Below are 3,142 nucleotides of genomic sequence, written 5' to 3' on the forward strand. Positions count from 1 at the left end.
CCGCCAGAGGGATCACTTGAAGCCGTAGCCGTCGTTCGATTCGATGTTCGCGTCGATCTCCGCCACGGCGTTGTCGAGCGTCGTGGAGACGTCGGCGCCGTTCATGATGTCCTTCGCCGCCGTCTCGAACGTCGACGAGATGACGGCGTACGCGGGCGTCTCCGGCCGCGGCACCGCGAACTTCTGCGAGAGCTCGACGAACGGGCGGAGGACTCCGTCGGGGCCGAAGTACTTCGAATCGGCGGCCGCCGATTCGGTCGAGGGGATCACGACCTGGTTGTCGGCGAAGGCCGTGAGGTACTCGTCCTGGAAGCTGAACTCGAGGTACTTGCGCGCGCCGTCGGCGTCGGCGCAGGACGACGAGATCGCCCACTGCCACGAGCCGCCGCCGATCTTGGGGCCGGTGCCGAGGTCCGGCGGGGGCAGGATGAGCAGGTCGTCGCCCACGGCGTCGAGCGCGTCGACGGCGTTCCAGACGCCGGTGTAGCTCAGGCCCACCTTGTCGTCGACGAACTCCTGGTTGCCGATCGTGCCGCCGTTGTTCGCGAAGCCGTCGGCGAACAGGCCCTGGAACCACTCGCCCCACTTCACGGCCTCGGGGCCGTTGAGCGCGCCCTTCGCGCTGAGCATCGTCGAGCGGTCGATGAGGTCGCCGCCGAAGCTCTGCAGGAACGGCGAGTAGGCGTAGGGCCACCACTCGCCGGCATCCTCGGCGCCGATGTCGATCGGGGTCTCGTAGCCCGCGGCCTTGAGCGTCGTGAGCACGTCAGCGAACTCGTCCTGCGTCCAGGGCTGGTCGATCGTCGGGATGCGGATGCCGTTCTTCTCGAGCACCGACTTGCGGGCGAAGATCGCGAGCGCGGCATCCCAGTAGCCCGCCGAGTAGATCTTGTCGTCCCACGTGCCGACGGCCGTCGGCAGCAGGCTGTCGGTGAGCTCCTTGGGCAGGTCGAGGGGCTGCAGGTAGCCGGCCCACGCCCAGTTCGGCATGATCGGGCCGTCGAGGTCGAGCAGACAGGGCAGATCGCCGGATGCCGCGGCCGCGACGACCGCGTCGTTGTAGGCACCCTGCGGGAACGCCTCGTGCACGACCTCGTACTCGTCCTGCGACGCGTTGAAGTCGGCGATGATCTTGTCGTAGACCTCGAGCTCGGCGGGGTTGCCCGCCGAGTGGGTCCACATCGTGAGCTGCGTGCGGCCGTCGGCGGTGTTCGATCCGCCCTGTCCGGCCTGCCCGCACCCGGTGAGGGCGAGCGCGCACGCGAGGGCTGCCGACACCAGGATCGGCCCGGTCCTGCGCTTCATTGTGGTTTCCTGTTCTTGTGATCGACGCCCGCGTCGATCACCGATCGGGGGCCGCCGACGGCGGCCGCTCGGTGTTGTGTGAAGCCCGTCGCCGGCTGGGTTTGGCGACTTGCGCCGGCGGCGGGCCAACGGAGTCTCGTCGGATGACGGGACACTCCATGAGGTGCGTGGCGTCCTCGTCCTCCTCCGCGCGGACGCCGAGCGCGACCTCCATCGCCCAGCGACCCATCTCGTAATGGGGCAGGGCGACGGTGGTGAGAGGGGGATCCTGTTCCGCGGCGATGAACTGCTGATCGTCGTAGCCGACGATCGACAGGTCGCGCGGGATCTCGAGACCGCGATGACGGGCCGCCATGTAGGCGCCCGCGGCGATGCGGTCGTTGAAGCAGAAGAGCGCCGTGGGACGGCGGTCGGCCGGCAGCGCGAGCAGCATGTCGGCGGCCTCGCGACCGCCGCGCGCCGAGATCTCGGTGACGTCGACGCGGAGCACGGCGTCGGGGTCGATGCCCGCTTCGGCGAGCACCTCCAGGTAGCCCTCGAAGCGCAGGGCTGACGCGATCGGCTTGGGCTCGCTCGCATCGATGTAGGCGATGCGGCGGTGGCCCGCCGCGACCAGCTCGCGCACGGCCGCGGCGCCGCCGGCGCGGTCGTCGGGGACGACGCTGCGGTGGCTGCCCCCGGCGGGACGGCAGTCGAGGAACACGGTGTCGGCGCGGATGCCTGCCGGCGGCTCGACGGTGCGATGCCACATGCACGCGTAGATCATGGCGTCGACCTGCTGCGCCGAGAGCGCCGCGATCGCCTCGGCCTCGATGCCGGCGTCGCCGCCGGTGTCGAGGAGGAACACGAGGTGCCCGTGATCGCGGGCGACGTCCTGCGCGCCCGCGAGCATGCGTCCTGCGAACGGGGTCGTGGCGATCTGGTCGGAGATGAGGCCGACGGTGCGCGTGCGCTGGGTGCGAAGGCCCCGCGCGAGGGCGCTCGGCGCATAGCCGACGGCCCGCGCCGCGTCGCGCACGCGCTGCTGGGTGTCGGCCGAGATGCGTGTCTTCGCGTTGTTGAGCACGAGCGACACGGTGGTCACGGACACACCCGCCGCTGCTGCGACGTCGGAGATCCGCGGCCTGGTCGTCATCAACCCGTTCCCTTTGTTAAATCGATTTATCAGAGCGAACCGATTATGCACACGCCAGCCCCGGGGGGTCAAGCCCCGATAGCGGATTGTGATGTGGGGAGGGGTGTGTGCAACCATGAGTTCACTATGCAAATCGATTTGTATGGTCTCTCCCTCATTTAGGAGCCAACGCAAATGCACACTTCGAACCGGCGCGCCAAGCGCCTGCTCGCAAGCGGGCTCGTCACGAGCGCTCTCGTGGCGACCACCCTCGTCGCGGGCACGACGACCGCCCTCGCCGACCCCGGTCTGCAGGACGGCCCCCAGCCCACGACCCACACCCAGGAGGCCTTCGCCCCCGAGTCCGACTTCACGTCGAAGTGGACGCGGGCGGATGCGAAGCAGCTGAAGCGGCTGTCGGATCCGACCGCGGGTTCGCGGCAGAACTCGATGCCCGCGGCCCTGACGATGCCGACCGTCCCGCAGGATTTCCCGGACATGTCCAACGGGCAGGTGTGGGTGTGGGACACCTGGCCGCTGACCGATGAGCACGGCAACCAGTACTCGGTCAACGGACAGGAGATCATCTTCTCGCTGGTCGCCGACCGCAGCCTCGGGTTCGACGACCGTCACGTGTTCGCGAAGATCGGCTACTTCTACCGTCCCGCCGGCATCCCCGCCGACCAGCGCCCCGTCAACGGCGGCTGGACCTACGGCGGCCTG

The 3,142-nt window shown here is 69.2% G+C and carries 3 protein-coding genes; 1 reads left to right on the plus strand and 2 read right to left on the minus strand.

Features of this window, described 5'->3' with window-relative positions; translation table 11 throughout:
• Window positions 1-12: 12 nt before the first annotated feature.
• Together ACH3VR_RS18300 and ACH3VR_RS18305 are read right to left on the minus strand one after the other, a co-directional pair.
• Complete coding sequence (locus tag ACH3VR_RS18300) at window positions 13-1,305, minus strand: sugar ABC transporter substrate-binding protein (protein WP_397557749.1); 1,293 nt, start codon at window positions 1,303-1,305, stop codon at window positions 13-15.
• A gap of 37 nt (window positions 1,306-1,342) precedes the next feature.
• Window positions 1,343-2,440: a LacI family DNA-binding transcriptional regulator gene (locus ACH3VR_RS18305; protein ID WP_397557750.1), complete on the minus strand. Its 1,098-nt coding sequence runs from the start codon at window positions 2,438-2,440 to the stop codon at window positions 1,343-1,345.
• A 174-nt stretch (window positions 2,441-2,614) separates the two neighbouring features.
• On the opposite strand from ACH3VR_RS18305, the gene ACH3VR_RS18310 reads away from it, so the two are divergent.
• Window positions 2,615-3,142 (plus strand): glycoside hydrolase family 68 protein (locus ACH3VR_RS18310; RefSeq protein WP_397557751.1); only part of this gene is annotated, 528 nt, incomplete at its 3' end.

It is taken from the genome of Microbacterium alkaliflavum (assembly GCF_044325405.1).
GTDB lineage: Bacteria > Actinomycetota > Actinomycetes > Actinomycetales > Microbacteriaceae > Microbacterium > Microbacterium alkaliflavum.